General features: G+C 29.1%; 20 protein-coding genes. All 20 read right to left on the reverse strand.

The genetic code is table 11. The features are described 5' to 3' along the window. Entirely contained in the window at positions 1-1,056 is a 1,056-nt protein-coding gene (gene ispG, locus RH95_RS01100; RefSeq protein WP_010242406.1) for a flavodoxin-dependent (E)-4-hydroxy-3-methylbut-2-enyl-diphosphate synthase, read from the reverse strand. Further along, positions 1,053-2,063 carry an RIP metalloprotease RseP gene (rseP, locus tag RH95_RS01105; RefSeq protein ID WP_010242407.1) on the reverse strand — a complete coding sequence of 337 codons (1,011 nt, stop codon included), beginning with the start codon at positions 2,061-2,063 and terminating at the stop codon, positions 1,053-1,055. Before rseP ends, ispG begins: the two co-directional genes overlap by 4 nt. Before the next feature lie 10 nt (positions 2,064-2,073). Further along, positions 2,074-2,898 (reverse strand): phosphatidate cytidylyltransferase, encoded by an 825-nt coding sequence (locus RH95_RS01110; protein ID WP_010242408.1) that lies wholly within the window; start codon positions 2,896-2,898, stop codon positions 2,074-2,076. Beyond that, positions 2,858-3,583 carry an undecaprenyl pyrophosphate synthase gene (uppS, locus tag RH95_RS01115; protein WP_010242409.1) on the reverse strand — a complete coding sequence of 242 codons (726 nt, stop codon included), beginning with the start codon at positions 3,581-3,583 and terminating at the stop codon, positions 2,858-2,860. The genes RH95_RS01110 and uppS overlap by 41 nt, the downstream gene beginning before the upstream one ends. Before the next feature lie 46 nt (positions 3,584-3,629). After that, positions 3,630-4,187 (reverse strand): ribosome recycling factor, encoded by a 558-nt coding sequence (frr, locus tag RH95_RS01120; protein ID WP_010242410.1) that lies wholly within the window; start codon positions 4,185-4,187, stop codon positions 3,630-3,632. Positions 4,188-4,196: 9 nt separating this feature from the next. Beyond that, positions 4,197-4,901 (reverse strand): UMP kinase, encoded by a 705-nt coding sequence (pyrH, locus tag RH95_RS01125; protein WP_010242411.1) that lies wholly within the window; start codon positions 4,899-4,901, stop codon positions 4,197-4,199. 17 nt (positions 4,902-4,918) lie between these two features. Beyond that, positions 4,919-5,563 (reverse strand): translation elongation factor Ts, encoded by a 645-nt coding sequence (gene tsf, locus RH95_RS01130; protein WP_010242412.1) that lies wholly within the window; start codon positions 5,561-5,563, stop codon positions 4,919-4,921. A gap of 72 nt (positions 5,564-5,635) precedes the next feature. After that, positions 5,636-6,424 carry a 30S ribosomal protein S2 gene (rpsB, locus tag RH95_RS01135; RefSeq protein ID WP_010242414.1) on the reverse strand — a complete coding sequence of 263 codons (789 nt, stop codon included), beginning with the start codon at positions 6,422-6,424 and terminating at the stop codon, positions 5,636-5,638. A gap of 430 nt (positions 6,425-6,854) precedes the next feature. Beyond that, complete coding sequence (locus tag RH95_RS01140) at positions 6,855-7,397, reverse strand: rubrerythrin family protein (protein WP_010242416.1); 543 nt, start codon at positions 7,395-7,397, stop codon at positions 6,855-6,857. Between the two features lie 110 nt (positions 7,398-7,507). After that, positions 7,508-8,575, reverse strand: a complete 1,068-nt coding sequence (gene prfA, locus RH95_RS01145; protein WP_010242417.1) for a peptide chain release factor 1 — start codon at positions 8,573-8,575, stop codon at positions 7,508-7,510. 8 nt (positions 8,576-8,583) lie between these two features. Continuing rightward, positions 8,584-9,414 carry a peptide chain release factor N(5)-glutamine methyltransferase gene (gene prmC, locus RH95_RS01150; RefSeq protein WP_010242419.1) on the reverse strand — a complete coding sequence of 277 codons (831 nt, stop codon included), beginning with the start codon at positions 9,412-9,414 and terminating at the stop codon, positions 8,584-8,586. A gap of 42 nt (positions 9,415-9,456) precedes the next feature. Next, the gene (rpmE, locus tag RH95_RS01155) at positions 9,457-9,660 is read right to left on the reverse strand and encodes a 50S ribosomal protein L31 (protein ID WP_010242421.1); all 204 of its coding nucleotides are present in this window, start codon (positions 9,658-9,660) and stop codon (positions 9,457-9,459) included. Between the two features lie 148 nt (positions 9,661-9,808). Continuing rightward, positions 9,809-11,245 (reverse strand): transcription termination factor Rho, encoded by a 1,437-nt coding sequence (gene rho / locus RH95_RS01160; RefSeq protein ID WP_026038558.1) that lies wholly within the window; start codon positions 11,243-11,245, stop codon positions 9,809-9,811. A 2-nt stretch (positions 11,246-11,247) separates the two neighbouring features. Beyond that, positions 11,248-12,213, reverse strand: coding sequence for a class II fructose-bisphosphatase (gene glpX / locus RH95_RS01165; RefSeq protein ID WP_010242423.1), 966 nt, complete (start codon positions 12,211-12,213; stop codon positions 11,248-11,250). A 1-nt stretch (position 12,214) separates the two neighbouring features. Beyond that, positions 12,215-12,868, reverse strand: coding sequence for a fructose-6-phosphate aldolase (fsa, locus tag RH95_RS01170; RefSeq protein ID WP_010242424.1), 654 nt, complete (start codon positions 12,866-12,868; stop codon positions 12,215-12,217). Beyond that, positions 12,869-13,345, reverse strand: a complete 477-nt coding sequence (gene ispF / locus RH95_RS01175) for a 2-C-methyl-D-erythritol 2,4-cyclodiphosphate synthase (RefSeq protein WP_010242425.1) — start codon at positions 13,343-13,345, stop codon at positions 12,869-12,871. It abuts the gene before it with no gap. Next, on the reverse strand, positions 13,342-14,043 hold the full coding sequence (gene ispD, locus RH95_RS01180) for a 2-C-methyl-D-erythritol 4-phosphate cytidylyltransferase (RefSeq protein WP_010242426.1): 702 nt from the start codon (positions 14,041-14,043) through the stop codon (positions 13,342-13,344). Before ispD ends, ispF begins: the two co-directional genes overlap by 4 nt. Positions 14,044-14,047: 4 nt before the next feature. Further along, a complete protein-coding gene (locus RH95_RS01185; RefSeq protein ID WP_010242427.1) occupies positions 14,048-15,490 on the reverse strand; it encodes a peptidoglycan D,D-transpeptidase FtsI family protein in 1,443 nt (480 codons plus the stop codon). Beyond that, positions 15,480-16,748 carry an FtsW/RodA/SpoVE family cell cycle protein gene (locus RH95_RS01190; RefSeq protein ID WP_010242429.1) on the reverse strand — a complete coding sequence of 423 codons (1,269 nt, stop codon included), beginning with the start codon at positions 16,746-16,748 and terminating at the stop codon, positions 15,480-15,482. The genes RH95_RS01185 and RH95_RS01190 overlap by 11 nt, the downstream gene beginning before the upstream one ends. A gap of 4 nt (positions 16,749-16,752) precedes the next feature. Continuing rightward, on the reverse strand, positions 16,753-17,193 hold the full coding sequence (locus tag RH95_RS01195) for an FHA domain-containing protein (protein ID WP_010242431.1): 441 nt from the start codon (positions 17,191-17,193) through the stop codon (positions 16,753-16,755). Positions 17,194-17,267: the final 74 nt, after the last annotated feature.

Raw genomic sequence — 17,267 nt, forward strand, 5'->3', positions numbered from 1 at the left:
TCACCCTAACTTTTCTATTTCAGATAAAAGTTCTTCTAATAAATTTTCTTCTGGAACTTTTTTTATTATTTCTCCCTTTCTAAAAATAATTCCTTCTCCATTTCCTCCAGCAATACCAATATCAGCTTCTTTGGCTTCACCAGGTCCATTGACAGGACATCCCATTATAGCAACTTTTAAATTTTTATCCATAGAGTAAAGTCTATTCTCAGCAGCATTTACTATACTAATCAAATCTAACTTAGTTCTTGAGCAAGTAGGACATGAAATCAAATCGACGCCATCCTCTTTAAGATCAAGTGCCTTTAAAATATCTTTACCTGTTTTAACTTCTTCTACTGGATCAGCTGTAAGAGAAACTCTTATAGTATCTCCTATACCTTCTGATAGAAGTGTTCCAATGCCAATAGATGATTTAATTATTCCATTTTTGGGCGTCCCTGCTTCTGTAACTCCTAGATGTAGTGGGTAATTGGACATATCCGCAAATTTTCTATAACTTTCTATTGTTAGATTTACATTTGATGCTTTTAAAGATACAGCTATATCGTAAAAATTATTTTTTTCAAGTAATTCGATTTCTTCCATAGCACTTAAACAAATAGATAATGCATTAACACCATTAAATTTGTGTAAAAATTCTTTTTTTATAGACCCTGAATTAACTCCAACTCTTATAGGGATTCCATAAAATTTGCACGCATTAGTTACTTCTTTTATTTTCCAAGAATCTCCAATATTCCCTGGATTTAATCTTATTGCATCACTTTGATTTTCGGCAGCTTTTATTGCTAGTTTATAATCAAATTGAATATCTGAAATTATAGGAATTTTTATTGATTTTTTTATTTCTTTAAGTGCCAATGCGTCTTCAAAATCATTAACTGCCATTCTTATTATGTCGCATCCAGCATCTTCTAATTTTTTTATTTGTAAAACAGTTGAATCTATGTCTTTAGTATCTGTATTTGTCATTGACTGAATAGTTATGGGAGAATTTCCTCCAATTGGTACATCTCCAACATAAATTTTCTTAGTTTTTCTTCTCTCTATCATTTGTTAAACAACCTTCCAATATCATTAAAAATCGTCACATAAATCATTAAACTAAATAAAATACTGATTCCAATTAGAGATAACCTCTGTTCTATTTTTTCATCAATTGGTTTACCTCTTACAGCTTCAATAATTAAAAATAGAAACTTTCCCCCATCAAGTGCAGGAATAGGAAGTAAATTAAACACACCTAAATTAATTGAAATTAAAGCTAAAATTTGTAAAAAATATAAAAAACCCTTTGAGGATTCTGATCCAATCATTTGGACTACACCCACAGGACCAGACAAGTATTCCACCTTAAAAGAACCATCAAATATCATCTTTAGACTTTTTAAAATTATTCCTGCTACTTCAAAAGTCCTTTTAGCGCCAAGTTCAATTGACTTAAAAAAGGAATGCTCAAGTTTCGCAGTTATTCCTATAATATATCTCTTACTTTCATTTGAATATTTAGGTTTTAATAAAAATTCTTTTTCTTCTCCATTTCTTAAAATTTTAAAATTTAATTCTTTTCCATCACTAGCTGAAACTATAGAATTTATATCATATATATCATCCACTTTAAGACTATTTACACTTAATATTTTATCTTTATTTTCTAAACCTGCAATCATAGCTGGAGAATTATCTATTACATTATCGATCTCATTCGATCCATATCCAACTATGGAAAAAATTATTGTAAAAGCTAAAAATCCCAAAACAAAATTCATAAAAGCTCCCGCCAAAACAACTGCTATACGTTTTGAAATAGTTGCATTGTTAAAAGATCTAGGATCATCAGAATTTTCTTCTTCTCCTTCCATTGCAACATATCCTCCAACTGGAAGAGCTCTTAAACTATAAGTGGTTTCCTTTTTTTCTTTTTGAAAAATTTTGGGGCCCATGCCAATTGAAAATTCGTTTACTTTTATTCCAGATAATTTCGCAACTGTAAAATGTCCAAATTCATGAAGCATTACTACTAGAAGAAAAACTATAACTGAACTTATTAAAGTAACCATTATTCCTCCCTCAGATAATATTATATAAAATAAAAATAAAAGGACTAATAAAAATCAAACTGTCGAACCTATCAAGGACACCCCCATGTCCAGGTAAAATTTGTGCATAGTCTTTAATATCTACATATCTTTTTAACTTAGAGGCAAATAAATCTCCAAATTGTCCTGAAATAGATGATATCAATATAATTAAAATGACAAAAAAATCAATATTATAATTTGTAATATATTTATTCATCAAAATAAAATAAATAGAAGTGATAATAAGTGCAAATACAGTTCCACCTATTGAGCCTTCAACAGATTTATTGGGACTAATTCTTTCTATTAATTTATGCTTGCCAAATGTTGACCCCACAAAATAGGCAAAAGTATCAGTGGAAAACGAAATTACAAATGCTGAAATAATTAAATAAATATCATTAATACTTGCCAAAACATTAAGCATAAACACAGCATAAAAATAAGAAAAACTTGTATATAAATAATTTTCAACACTATAATCTTCTATAATTATAGAAAACACTGAATTTACTACAAAATAAATAATAAGAGCATAAACTAAATTTAAATTAAAGTAAGTACATAAAAAAGTAATTAATGCTCCAAAAAATAAAATTGGCAAAAATAATTTAATCCCCTTTTTTAAAAACGCATTATAAAGCTCTCTTATAGCTTCAAGTGTCAATAATAATATAAAAACTTTTACCGCATTTAAACCTATACAAAAAATTAAAATTAAAAGTAAAATGCCAACTACTCCAGTAGTAACTCTTTTTTTCAAATCTGTCAAATTATAGACCTCCATATCTTCTATTTCTATTTTGAAAATCATAAATAGCTTTATAAAATTCATACTCATTAAAATCAGGCCATAAAACATTAGAAAAATAAAATTCACTATAAGCTAATTGATATAATAAAAAATTTGACACTCTCAATTCTCCACTTGGTCTTATAAGCAAATCAAGATCATCTTGACCTTTTGTATACAAATAATTTTTAAAACTTTGAGTGTTAATATCCTCTAATAAAATATTTTCGTTTAAAATATCTTTCACGATATTTTTCGTAGCTCGAACTATTTCACTTTGTCCACCATAATTAAGAGCAATATTTAGTATCATTTTATCATTTGATTTTGTTTCCTGCAATGCATCTTCAATTAGTTTTACAATTAATTCAGGAAAGACATTATAATCTCCTAAAACATTAATTTTAATATTATTTTTCTTTATTCTTTGAAGTTGAGTTTTTATATAAAATGCAAGTAAATCCATTAATTTAGATATTTCTTCTTCCGGTCTTTTCCAATTTTCAGTAGAAAATGCATATAGAGTTAATGATTTAATATTTAAATTATAAGCCGTTTCTACAATATCTACCACTCTTTTTGCTCCCTCTTTGTGCCCGAGAGTTCTTGGCATATTTCGTTTTTTTGCCCATCTACCATTGCCATCCATTATTATTCCAACATGTCTAGGGATTCTATCTAAGTCTAATCTATTGTAATAATTCATAAAACTCCTCAAAAAAAATAGCCTTAGAATAATCTAAGGCTAAAAATCAAATTTCCATAAGTTCTTTTTCTTTGCTTTCTGCTACTTTATCTATTTCTTTTATATATTTATCAGTTAGCTTTTGAATATCTTCTTCAAAGGAAACCTTGTCATCTTCAGAAATTTCTTTTGCCTTTTCAGCTTTTTTAATATCTTCCATGGCATCTCTTCTAATATTTCTAACAGAAACCTTAGCTTCTTCAGCATCTTTTCCAACTAATTTTGTGAGATCTTTTCTTCTTTCTTCAGTTAACTGAGGAATGACAAGTCTAATAACTTTTCCATCATTTGAAGGAGTTATACCTAAATCAGACTTTAAAATAGCCTTTTCAATATCAGGAATTAAATTTGCATCCCAGGGTTGAATGGCTAGAAGTCTTGGCTCTGGAGCAGAAAGACTTGCAACTTGATTAAGTGGGGTTTGTTGTCCATAATAATCAACAAAAATTTTGTCTAATAAACTCGTATTAGCACGTCCTGCCCTTATCGATTGAAGAGATTCAGATAAAGAGCTAACAGATTTTTGCATTCTGGACTCAGTATTCTTTTTTAGATCAGATATCATAATATCCTCCTATTTAATATTAGTACCAATATTTTCGCCACAGACAACTTTATACATAGCATCTTCTTCATCAATTCCAAAAACTATTAGAGGAATATCATTATCCATACATAATGTAGTTGCTGTACCGTCCATGATTTTTAAATTTTGATTTAAGATTTCTCTATAACTTAAGTTGCTATACTTTTTAGCATCGGAATTCAAATTAGGATCAGAATCATATACTCCATCTACACCTTTCTTTGCAAGTAAAATCACATCAGCATCTATCTCAGCAGCCCTAAGAGCAGCAGCAGTATCAGTTGAAAAATAAGGATTTCCAACTCCAGCTGAAAAAATAACAACTCGTCCTTTTTCCAGATGTCTAATAGCACGTCTTCTAATATATGGTTCTGCAACTTGTTTCATATCAATAGCAGTTTGTACTCGAGTAATAACGCCTAATTTTTCCAAAGAATCCTGTAACGCCAATGCATTCATTACAGTACCTAACATTCCCATGTAATCAGAGGTTGCTCTGTCAATATTGTTTTCATCGCGTCCTCTCCAAAAGTTACCGCCACCTACAACAATACCAGTTTCAACACCTAATTCATAAATTTTTTTAACTTGTTTAGCAATTAAATTGATATAATCCATATCAATTCCAACAGAATTAGATCCTGCCAAAGCCTCTCCACTTAATTTTAGAATTATTCTCTTATAATTTGGCATTTTACTTCTCCAACTTGTTATCCTATTTGTTTTGCAACTTCTTCTGCAAAATCTTCTTCTTTTTTTTCTAGACCTTCTCCGACTTCAAATCTAACAAATCTTCTAATTTTAATATTTTCTCCAATTTTTGCAATTAAATCATTTAAAATATCTCTAATTTTCTTGTCTGAATCTTTGATAAAATCTTGATCTAAAAGACATATTTCTTCGTAAAACTTTTCAAGTCTACCTTCAACCATTTTTTCAATTATATGATCAGGTTTATTTTCACTTTTAGCTTGTTCAGTTAAAACTTTTCTTTCGTGTTCAACTTCTTCAGCTGGCACTTCTTCACGACTAACATATTTTGGATTAACTGCTGCAATTTGCATAGCGATATCTCTTACAAAAGTTTTAAATTCTTCATTTTTAGCAACGAAATCAGTTTCAGAGTTAACTTCAACAAGAACTCCAATTCTTCCTCCATGAATATATGAATCTACTATACCTTCAGAAGCAATTCTTGAAGATTTCTTTGCAACAGAAGCAAGTCCTTTTTCTCTTAAAAAATCAACTGCCTTGTCCATATCTCCTTTAGTTTCTGAAAGAGCTTTCTTGCAATCCATCATTCCTGCTCCAGTTTTTTCTCTTAATTCCTTAACTAATGCTGCTGTTATAGCCATTTTTATTCACTCCTTATTTATTTTAAAAAAAGAGAGTTTTAAAGGATTACTTTAGAACTCTCGAAATATCTCTTACTCTTCTATAATTGATTTTTCATCATCAACAGTTTCTTTAGATTCTTCAGAAACTTCTTGAGTGGATTCATCATAATCATCATTATCGCTATCTTCAATTTGACTGCCTTGTTTTCCTTCAATAACGGCATTTGAAATAGTTTCAGTAATAAGTTTTACTGCTCTAATAGCGTCATCATTTCCTGGGATTGGAATATCCACTTCATCAGGGTCACAATTTGTATCGACAATACCAATAACTGGAATTCCTAAAATATGAGCTTCTTTAACTGCAATTCTTTCTTTCTTAGGATCTACAACAAATAGAGCTTTAGGCATACCATTCATTTCTTTAATTCCGCCTAAGAATTTTTCAAGTTTTTCTCTCTCATGAAGTAATTGAGCAACTTCTTTTTTAGGTAAAACCTCAAAAGTTCCATTTTCTTCCATTTCATATAGTTGATATAGTCTATCTATTCTCTTCTTAATAGTTTTGTAGTTAGTTAGTAGACCACCCAACCATCTTTGATTAATGTAAGGCATTCCACATTTTGTAGCTTCTTTTTCAATTGCATCTTGAGCTTGTTTTTTTGTACCAACAAAAAGAACTTCTCCGCCATCAGCTGCAACTTCTCTTACAAAATCATAGGCTTCTTCTACTTTTTTTACAGTTTTTTGAAGATCAATTATATAAATACCATTTCTTTCGGTAAATATAAATCTCTTCATTTTAGGGTTCCATCTTCTAGTTTGATGTCCAAAGTGAACACCAGCTTCTAATAAATTTTTCATTGAAATTACTGACATTTAAGCCACCTCCGTGTTTTTTCCTCCATTTTTATCATCTAGTAAAAGGACCATTGTAGCAACTCTTTTACTATTAAAAAATGTGTGTATTAGTTATCGGATAAAAGTATACCACAGGATATTAAAATTATCAATATTTTGTTTAAAGATGTTTAATTACAACTTTCTTTTTGATTTTCCTTAAGTGGATAACTTATATTTAAAATACATTTATAAAAATCTTAGATTCTATGAAAATTTAATAATATATAATATAATTTATAAAAATCTTATATTAAAAACATACTTATTCGATCTATGACATATACAATCTTAATAAAAAGTAAAATATAACTACAAAAAATTACTAAACTATTTTCTAAAAGTATTATGTGAAATTTTCAAATTAAAAAAAATCTCCCCTTTCGGAGAGACTTTCATTTAACAAAAATTAATAAGCAACAAATTTGCTTCCTGCACATCCACAAATTGGGCATTTTTCTTCATCTTCAAATGTAATATATCCACATACTGGGCAAAGAAAAATCTTTTCTACATCAAGGTCTTTTCCTTGATCTACTGCATCTTTTGCAGCTTGGAATCTTTTAGCGTGAACTTCTTCAGCAGCAGTTGCAAATTTCATTGCTTTAACAGCTTCTTTTTCTCCTTGCATTTCTGCTACTGCAATGAAAGCAGGATACATTTGAGTTGATTCAAAAATTTCTCCATTCTTCGCAGCTTCAAGATTTTCAGAAGTGCTGTTAATACCAAACCCAGCCATTGAAGTTACTGCAAAATCTCCAGATTCGTCTTTAAGAGCATTAAAGTGAAGAGATGCGTGAATTCTTTCTGCATCAGATGTTGCGTCAAAAAGTCTTTTTACATTTTTAAAACCATCTTTTTCAGCCACATCACCCCAAATATTATATCTATTACGTGCTTGAGATTCTCCTCCAAATGCTGATCTTAAATTGCTACTTGTCATTTGATTCATAATATTACCCCCATTAAATTTAATAATAAAATTACAACTATCATTATAGAGTATTATTTATGAAAAATCAAATATTTACACTAAATAAATATATTTTTATTAATTGCATTTTAATCAATATTCTCAATTTTTTGTGTCTGATCGTATGTTATAAGTGCGTCAATTATTTCATCTAAATCTCCATCATTAATTGCATCAATTCTGTGAGATGTAAAATTAATTCTATGATCTGTGACCCTGCCTTGAGGATAATTATAAGTTCTTATTCTTTCTGATCTATCACCAGACCCTATTTGAGAAGATCTTTCCATGGATTCTTTTTCATTTTGTTCTTGAAGCTTTAAATCATATAGTTTCGATCTTAAAAGTTTCATAGCCTTTTCTTTATTTCTAAGTTGAGATTTTTCATCTTGACATGAAATTACAATACCTGTTGGTATATGTGTAAGTCTAACTGCTGAATCTGTTGTGTTTACACATTGTCCTCCATTTCCTGATGCACGAAATACATCAAATTTTATTTCAGTTGGGTCGATTTCTATATCTACATCTTCAGCTTCAGGCAAAACAGCAACAGTAGCAGTTGAAGTGTGAATTCTTCCACCACTTTCTGTTTCAGGAACTCTTTGAACTCGATGAACACCTGATTCATATTTTAATCTTGAATAAGCGCCTCTTCCAATAATCATAAAGACAACTTCTTTAAAGCCACCAATTCCTATTTCATTTGAAGAAATTGTTTCTACTTTAAATCCACATCTTTCAGCATATCTTACATATTGTCTATACAAAACACCAGCAAAAAGTGCAGCTTCATCTCCTCCTGCACCAGCACGAATTTCTACCATTACATTTTTGCTGTCATTTTTATCTTTTGGAATAAGTAAAATTTTTAAATCATTTTCTAAATCTTCAACTTTTTTATTCCCTTCATTTATTTCTTCTCTAACTAAATCTTTAAATTCATCATCTAATTTTTCTTTAATCAATTCTTTGTTTTCATTTAAAACTTCTAAAGTTTTTTTGTATTCTCTATACTTTGCTACAATAGGTTCTATTTCCGCATGTTCAATAGCTTTTTGTTGATATAATTTGGAATCATTAATAATATTAACATCGCTTAAATCTTTTTCAAGTTCTAGCAATTTTTCTTCAAAAATTGAAAGTTTTTCGTACATAATTTCTCCTATTTTTTTAACTGTCCAACTATTACTCTATCTAAATTACCTAAATCTTTATAAACTTTTAAATCAAATTTATAATTCATTAATTTATAAATTTCTTCTGTTTCGTCATAACCTATTTCAAAAATCAAAAATCCATTTTTATTCAAATAATCTGGAGCTTCTCTTATTATTTTTTTATAAAAATAAAGTCCATCTTCTCCCCCATCTAGTGCAAGTCTTGGTTCGTGATCTTTCACCTCAATTTGCAATTTATCAATTTCTCTTGTTTTTATATAAGGTGGGTTAGAATATATTAAATCATATTTTTCACAAACATTGTCAAATAAATCACTTTTTATTATTTTAACTTTTGAATCTAATTTATCTTTATTAATTTTTGCATTTTTAATTGCATAATCACTTATGTCAGTTGCCGTTACTTCAACTTCACTTTCTAAATCAATAGTTATACCAACAATTCCAGTTCCCGTCCCAATCTCTAACATATTTCTAATTTTATACTTTTTCAAAATATTAAGAATTACTTCAACAGAAATTTCTGTATCCTGTCTTGGTATCAATACATTTTCTAAAACATTAAAATTTCTACCAAAAAAAGCTTCATAACCTAAAATATATTGGAGGGGAACTCCTTCTTCTCTTTTTTTTAAAATCTCAAAATATTTTCTTTCAATATTCCTTTCTAAATATTCATCATCATGTGAAATTAAATACGACAAATCTTTTTTTAATAATTCAGATAAAATTTTTCTCGTTTCATATAGTGGATAAGTATAATTTGAATTTTTTAAATAAATTTTACCCTTTAGTAAGGCTTCTTTAATTTTCATAATTTTTTGTAATAAAAAAGGTTAGCCTGGCTAACCTCATCGTCATTTATTTCTCTTATATCTGTTGTTGAATTTTTCAATTCTTCCGCCATGATCAGAGAGTTTTTGCTTTCCTGTAAAGAAAGGATGACAAGCTGAACAAATTTCAACTTTTAAATCTTCTTTAACAGATCCTGTTTTAAAAGTATTTCCACAAGCACAAGTTACAGTAGCTTCTTTATAATCTGGATGAATTCCTTTTTTCATTATTTAGCCCCCTTAAACTATTTTATAACTCAATTTTTATATTATAACATAATTTTTACTATAATACAAAATTATTTATTTTTCTAAGATATTATACAATAATTTTCTCTATAATTCAACATTTAAAGAAATTCTTATGAATATTATCTCAAAATTTTTTATTCAAAAAAGTTTTATTATCCTTAGATTTTGAAATTTCGTCTAAGAAATTACCAGTAACTTCTTCTATATTTTCTTCATTTAAATTATTTCTAAAATTATAACTAAATTCGAGTTCCTTTTTAGTTAATATAAGTTCTTCTTTCCTAGTCCCTGATTTTAAAACATCAATGGCAGGAAAAATTCTCTTTTCTGAAAGCTTCCTATTTAAATGAAGTTCCATATTTCCAGTACCTTTAAATTCCTCAAAAATAACGTCATCCATTCTGGATCCTGTATCAACAAGTGCCGTAGCAAGTATTGTTAAACTTCCGCCTTCTTCAACATTTCTAGCAGCACCAAAAAATCTCTTAGGCTTGTGTAATGACATAGGATCAAGACCACCAGACAATGTCTTTCCACTTGTTGGAGTTACAAGATTATAGGCTCTTGATAATCTTGTTAATGAATCCAAAAGTATAACAACGTCTTCTTTATTTTCAACTAACCTTTTAGCTCTGTCTATTACCATTTCGGCGACTCTAGTATGATTTTTTGGGTTTTCATCAAAAGTCGAATAAATTACTTCTCCATTTACAGATCTTTTCATATCTGTAACTTCTTCAGGTCTTTCATCAACTAATAAAACTATTAAATGTAAGTTGGGATAATTTTCATTTATTGATTTTGATATTTTTTTAAGAAGAGTAGTTTTCCCTGATTTGGGTTGTGAAACTATAAGACCTCTTTGTCCGAGACCAACAGGTGCCAATAGATCTATAACCCTCATAGCGATATCTTCTTTTTTTGTTTCTAAAATTATTTTTTTCTTAGGATAAATTGGCGTTAAGTTATCAAAGTAAGGTCTATTTAAAATTTTTGAAGGATGAACACCATTGACAGATTTTATAAACAACAAAGCATTAAAATTCTCACCATCTTTTGGCGGTGATTTTATTCCAAGTATTTCATCGCCATTTCTAAGTTTAAATTTTCTAATTTGTGATGGAGATACATAAATATCTTCTTCGCTTGGAAGATAATTAATAGTCCTTAAAAACCCATAGCCATCTTGATGAAGCTCCAATATTCCGCTTACATAATTTTTATCCTCCATGTTTTCAAGAGTTTCCTCTGCATTTTTTGAAAGATCTAAATTCTTAATTTTCTCACTTTCTCTTTGTGCTTCAATTTGTTCTATTAATTCATCTTTTTTTAAATTATATGATTTTTCAATTCCATATTCTTTAGCAATTTTTCTAAGTTCAGAAACTTTTAAACTATTTACAGGTTTATCTTTCAAATTTTTTTCAGGTAATTCTCCTCTAACAATATAATGTTTTAAATCTTCTAAATCATAACTATCTGCATTTTTTAACCCTAAAGATTTAGAAATTCTTATTAAATCTTCTTTTGATTTATTTTTAAGTTCATTATTATTACTCATAATCATTTTGCATAATCTGGTTTCATATCTAAAGAATGAATAGATTTTATAAATCTTTGTGTTCCACTTGGAAGTCTAAGTACTAATGTATCTGTCTTAGCTTTATTATCTCCATAATATTTAACCCCCTCAAGAATCTCTCCAGAAGTAATCCCCGTTACAGAGAAAATAACTTCATTTCCCTTTACTAAATCTTCAATAGAATAAATTTTATTTAAATCAGAATCTAAATCTCTACATCTTTGTTCTTGTTTTTCATCAGTTGGATGAAGTCTTCCTTGGAAATCTCCACCTAAACATTTTAAAGCTGCTGCTGCAATTACCCCTTCAGGAGCCCCGCCACGACCTATTACAAGATCAACTCCTGAATCTTCATAACAAGTTTCTATTGCTGTTACAACATCTCCATCAGACACCTTTTTAACTCTTGCACCAATAGAAATTATTTCTTTAATTAATTCTTCATGTCTAGGTCTATCAAGCACCGCTACAACTATATCATCAATATTTTTATTTAAAGCCCTTGCCACTCTTTTAATATTTTCAGTAGGAGAATCATCTAATTTGATAAGTCCTTTTGCTTTAGGACCACAAGCAATTTTGTCCATATATATATCCGGAGCATTAAGTAAACATCCCTTTGGAGCTACTGCTAAAACTGCAATAGAATTATCCATTCCATTTGCAATCGAGTTTGTCCCATCAATTGGATCTACTGCTATATCTACTTGTTCTTCTCCAACTTTAGTGCCGATTTTTTCTCCAATATAAAGCATTGGAGCTTCATCGATTTCTCCTTCTCCAATAACAACAGTTCCGTCAATGTCCACCGTATCAAACATTCTTCTCATTGCATCAACTGCAGCACCATCAGCTGCATTCTTGTCGCCTTTTCCTAGCCACTTTCCAGCTGAAAGTGCTGCTGCTTCAGTTACTCTTGCTAAATTTAATGCCAAATTTCTGTCCATACTATATCTCCTTTGTCTTTACATTTTTAAAATCTTCTAAAAATCTTTCAAGTCCACTATCTGTCAAATTATGTTTTATCATTTCTTTAAAAATTCTATATGGAATAGTAGCGATGTCAGCACCACTTTTTGCAACAAGTTCTACATGATTAATATGACGAATACTTGCTGCAATAATTTTTGTTTCATAATTATAATTTTTAAATACCTCAGAAATATCTTCTACTAATTTTATTCCTGAATCACCTATATCGTCAAGTCTTCCCATAAAGGGACTGACATAAGTTGCTCCAGCATTTGCCGCTAAAATTGCTTGAGAAAGGGAAAAAACAAGGGTCACATTAGTTCTTATGCCTTCTTCTTTCAAAATTTTAACAGCTTTTAGTCCCTCTTCAATCATTGGAATTTTAACTACAATATTTTTCGAAATTTTGGAAAGTTTCCTTGCTTCTCTTAATATTCCATCTAAATCTGTTGATATAACTTCAGCTGAAATATCTCCATCTACAATTTTTGTAATTTCTTCAATAACATCCTCAAATATTCCGCCATTTTTTGCTATTAAACTTGGATTTGTCGTTACTCCAGAAATAACTCCCCATGAATTAATTTCTCTAATTTCTTCAATATCAGCAGTATCAATAAAAAACTTCATCTAATCATCCCTTTCAAGTAAACAAATAGCTTCAGCAGATATTCCTTCTTCTCTTCCTACAAAACCCATTTTTTCTGTTGTTGTTGCTTTTATTGAAATATTTTCTACATCAGTATTTAAAATGTCTGCGATTACTTTTCTCATTGAGTCAATGTATGGTGCTAATTTTGGTTTTTCACAAGCAATTACCGAATCAATATTTCCTATTTTAAAATTATTTTCTTTCATAATTTTAAAAACTCTTTTTAATAATATTTTTGAATCAATATTTTTATATTCATTGTCACTATCTGGAAAATGGTAACCTATATCTTTAAGTGCAAGAGCTCCTAATATAGAATCCATTATTGCGTGAATCAATACATCTGCATCTGAATGGCCTAAAAGACCTTTTACATAAGGAATATTAACTCCACCTATTATTAACTTCCTATTTTCGACTAACTTATGGACATCATATCCTATCCCTATTCTCAACTTTTCACCTTCTTAATAAGTATATTTGCAATAGATAAATCTTCTCTAGTTGTAATTTTTATATTGTCATAAGAATTATAAATAAGTTTTACTTTTACGCCTGTTTTTTCGACAAGAGAACAGTCGTCTGTTCCATAATAACCTTCAGTATATGCTTGTTTATACGCATGAATTAGTATTTCTTTTTTAAAAACTTGAGGAGTTTGAACTTGCCATAACTTATCTCTATTAGGAGTGTAATCGACAAGTTTTCCATCAGTTGAAACTTTAATAGTATCTTTTACGGGATTTGCAAGCACACAGGCCCCAGTTTCCATTACATTTTCTATGGCTTCATCAATTTTTTCTACTGAAACAAATGGCCTTGCTCCATCGTGAGTCAATACTATATCAGTTTTTTTCGGCATATTTAGAAGACCATTATTTATAGAATCTTGCCTCTCTTTGCCACCATATACTATTGCATAATTTATATTTATTTTATGTTTTTCAATAATATCATAAACATAAGGTAAATCACTTTTTTTTACAATTAGAAGTAAAAAGTCTACATATTTAGATTTTTCTATTTTTTTTATTGTATGTGCTAGAATAGGAACTTTATCAATAGTCAGAAACTGTTTATTTATTCCCATATTCATTCTTTTGCCCATACCAGCTGCAGCTACAAAAGCTGTTACAAATTTACCATTAAACATCTAATCACTCTTCTTCAATTTGTAAATTATTAACTGCATACTTAAGTAACTCTCCAGCAATTGGTGCCGCAGCTTGTGAACCATAATCTTTAATATTAGGAATTACAACAGCTATGGCAACTTGCGGATCATCTGCTGGGGCAAATCCAACAAACCAAGCATTGTTAGTTCCTTCTTTAAGATCAAGTTGAGCTGTACCAGTTTTACCTGCAACCTTTATCCCTGATACATAAGCTTCAGTTCCAGTACCATTATTAACTACATTTATCATATATTTTGTTATTTGGTCTGCATTTTCTTTTGATGTTACTTCACTTAAAACAGTTGGAGTATTTCTAAGAACATTTTTCCCATCAGAAGAATCAACTCTTTTTACAATATGCGGTTGCATCATAACACCATCATTTGCAATTGTAGATGCTACCATGCACATTTCAAGTGGTGTAACCAAAAGAGTATCATGGCCAATTCCTGCTGCTCCAAGGGCAGTTCTATCAAATCCATTTCTCTTATAGTCCCAAGTTGATGTTTCAAGTGGAAGCTCAAAATCAACTTTTTTATTTACCATATATCTCTCTGACACTTCAGCCATTACATCGATGCCCATATCAACAGATTTTCTTACGAAATAAGTGTTTAGAGAATTTGTAAAAGCCTTTTTTAAATCCACTCTTCCATAGGTTTTATTTCCTGCATTTCTAAATTCACGACCATTATCAATTTTTTCAACACCTTCATCAGTGTATTTTTGTGAAATACCTGATTCTAAAATTGCAGTAGTAGTTATTATCTTATAAACAGAACCTGGAGCAAATTTCCCCTTAGTTGAACTATTAAAGAGAGCCCCATTATTTGCCTCATTAATAGACTGCATATCTTTTGCAATATTTTGTGAATTAAAATCTGGAAGAGAAACCATAGAAAGAATTTCTCCAGTTTTTGGATTCATAATGACGACTGATCCCTTATCAGATTTATTAGACAATACTAATCTAGTTTTTTCCTGTAAATTAGTATCAGTAGTAAGTGTTACATCATCACCAGTATATGGATCATAATTTTTATTTACAACAGATTTCATTGTTTTTAAAAATTTTGAACCTTCTTTTCCAACTAAATAGTTATTCATTTCTTTTTCAAGTCCATACTTATCTACTATTTTGTCAGAATATCCAATTATATGAGAATAAATAACAGGATAGTTATATATTCTGTGATAATTATATTTTTCTCCATTAGAATATGCTAAAACTTCATGATTTCTATCATAGATAGTGCCTCTTTTTACAGAATTTTCCCTAAGTTCACTTCTTCTATTAGCAGGATGGTTAATTATATCCTCTGCTTTAAAAACTGTAAAATAAGTTAAATATACAATTGGTGCAACTAACAAAATTATTAAAAAAACCAGAAGGACTAAAATTCTTTTATTGTCTTTATTCTTCATTATCAATTCCCCTATCATACTTATAGGACAAATCTTCACTTGTTACTTGAAGAATTCCAAGTGCAATAAAACTTGAAATCATTGAGCTACCTCCATAAGAAACAAAAGGAAGTGTAAGCCCTGTCATAGGAATAAGTTTTATTACTCCCCCTACATTTAAAAATACTTGAACTGTAAATAAAATTGCAACAGAAAGAGCTAAAATTCTATAAAATAAATATTCTTGATTTAGTGCAATTTTTATCGCTCTATACACTAATAGCATATAAAGCATAATAATTCCTATACCTGTTAGTATTCCCATTTCTTCACAAATTGCAGAAAAAATCACATCTGAATGTGCAAGTGTAATTTGTTTAGGATAACCTAGACCAATCCCTTGTCCAAAAAATCCACCTTCACCAATCCCAAAAAGAGACTGCACAATTTGTCTTGCACTATTTATAACTTTATCTGCCGTCCAAGGATTAAGCCATATATCAACTCTATTTCTAACATGTGAAAATAAAAAATAACCTGCAACTCCTCCTATTAACATAAGACCAATATTTACTAAAAGAGAAGTCCTATCTTCATCATATACATATTGAATTAAAGTATAAATTGCAATAAAAATAACAGCAGTTCCAAGATCTCTTTGTATAAACAAAAATCCCACAAAAATATATATTACTGCCATTAAGTAATATGAAGTGTGCTTATAATTTAATTTTTTAAGTCTTGTTTGGAAAGTTGTGTAAAAAGAAGCAATTAAAAATATAATTAAGATTTTTGTAAATTCTGAAAGCTGAATTGTCACTCCTTCAGAAAGTTCAATCCAGTTTTTTGATCCGTATTTATCTGGTGCAAAAATAAGAGTAATTATAAAAAAAATAATAGAAAGTCCTAAATAAAGTCCTGTCATATATTCAAGTCTTCTCATAGCTCTTATTGCGAAATAAGTTAAATAAAATACTAATATACCTGCCAATACCCAAATAAGTTGTCTTAGTCCAAGTTTTGGAGAAAGCCTGTAAATTGTAATAATACCTAAACTTAGAAGCATAGACACTATTAAAAATATATAGTTATCTCCAGAAGAAACTTTTCCCAAAACTAAATTGGAAATATAAACAATTAAAATCAAGCCCACAAATAAAATAACTATGTATCTGTCTACATTATTATTGTTATAAGAAAACAAAAGTAAAATACTTAAAATTTCAAAAATTAAAAGAAGATTTCTAGGCTTGCGATTTTTTAAAATAACATCAAACACAATTTCACCTTTTATCTACAAATATAAATTGAATAAAACCTACACCAATTTTATCATTATTTTGAAGTTCAATTAATTCATTTGGATCAACTTGCATACCATTTAAAAAAGTTCCATTTGCAGAACCCAAGTCCTCAATATAATATCCTTGGTTTTTCACAATAATTTTTAAATGATTTTTACTAACAAATTTATCCTTTATTACAATATCATTTTTTGAACTTCTTCCAAGAGTCATATTATCATCTATAACATAATATTCCTGCATCTTAAAATTCAAAGAGTCAAGTCTATTTACTACTTTTAAATAAGCATCATCAAGAGAATCCCCTCTGTTTGTAATGTTTTTTATATCAAGATACATAAGTCTTAAAATACTAAATATAAAAAGATAGATTAAAATTATAAATATATATCTCAATATTTGGGAGATTAATTCAAACATATAACACCTCTCACTTTTAAACTCTATATAATTATATACTTTTTGATATTAATTTTCCACATTTTGTTAGACTC

Source organism: Peptoniphilus rhinitidis 1-13, assembly GCF_000246925.1.
Classification (GTDB): domain Bacteria; phylum Bacillota; class Clostridia; order Tissierellales; family Peptoniphilaceae; genus Peptoniphilus_A; species Peptoniphilus_A lacydonensis.